Origin of the sequence: Microbulbifer litoralis, from assembly GCF_023634065.1 — a bacterium.
Taxonomy (GTDB): Bacteria; Pseudomonadota; Gammaproteobacteria; order Pseudomonadales; family Cellvibrionaceae; genus Microbulbifer; species Microbulbifer litoralis.
On record NZ_JALKCV010000038.1, the window covers coordinates 1 to 1087 of the forward strand.

At 61.2% G+C, this 1087-nt stretch carries 1 protein-coding gene; it reads left to right on the forward strand.

Features of this window, described 5'->3' with window-relative positions; translation table 11 throughout:
• Positions 1-1087, forward strand: a 1087-nt coding sequence (locus MWN76_RS20855) for an isopeptide-forming domain-containing fimbrial protein (RefSeq protein ID WP_250465121.1), incomplete at both ends; no start/stop codon positions are given.

The following is a 1087-nucleotide window of genomic DNA, read 5'->3' on the forward strand; positions in this document are numbered from 1 at the left end:
TGAGAAATCCGCCAGCCCGGCCTCCGCCGAGGTGGGCGACACCATCACCTATACCGTCACCACCACCGTGGCCAATGCCACCACCGATGCGGTCTTTACCCTGACAGATACCCTGGGGACCGGGCTGGCACTCGATACCGTCACCGCGCCGGGCGATTACACCTGTAACGCCACCAATCCGCTCGAGTGCACACTGCCACCCGGCACCACCCCGGGCACCTATGTACTGGAATACACCACAACCGTCACCCCTGACGCCGGCGATACCGTCGCCAATTCCGTGGTCGGCGCCGGCGGTGGCGGCGATGACCCGGAGTGTTCCGCAGATTGCGATATAGAGACACCGATAACGGAACCGGTCATCACCTTCAACAAGGTCGCGGATGTCAGTGAAGTGAGCATAGGGGACACTGTTACCTACACCGTTACCGTCAATGTGGCCGATGCGGCACTGAGTGAAACCTTTACCCTGGAAGACACACTCGGCACAGGTCTCACCTTCGATGCCGTGGACGGCGGCACTTCCACTGAGTTCAGCTGTTCGCCTGGCAACCCGCTGTTCTGCACCTTGCCGGTAGGTACGTCGACCGGCACTTACACCCTGATCTATACCGTTGCAGTCAACAGCAATGCGCTCGAACAGGTCAGCAATGCAGTCACTGGCACCGGCGGCGGCGGCGATGATCCACAGTGCGAAATCGACTGCGATATCGATCTGCCGGTGACCCCGGAAATCAGTTACGAGAAGAGCGCTACGCCAGCATTCGTGGAGGTGGGTGACATCATCACCTATACCGTCACCACCACCGTGGCCAATGCCACCACCGATGCTGTCTTTACCCTGACAGATACCCTGGGCATCGGGCTGGCACTCGATGCCGTCACCGCGCCGGGCGATTACACCTGCAACGCTGCCAATCCGCTCGAATGCACACTGCCATCCGGCACCACCCCGGGCACCTATGTACTGGAATACACCGCCACCGTCACCCCTGATGCCGGCGATACCGTCGCCAACTCCGTGGTCGGCGCCGGTGGTGGCGACGATGAACCCGAGTGTTCCGCCGACTGTGATATCGAGACCCCC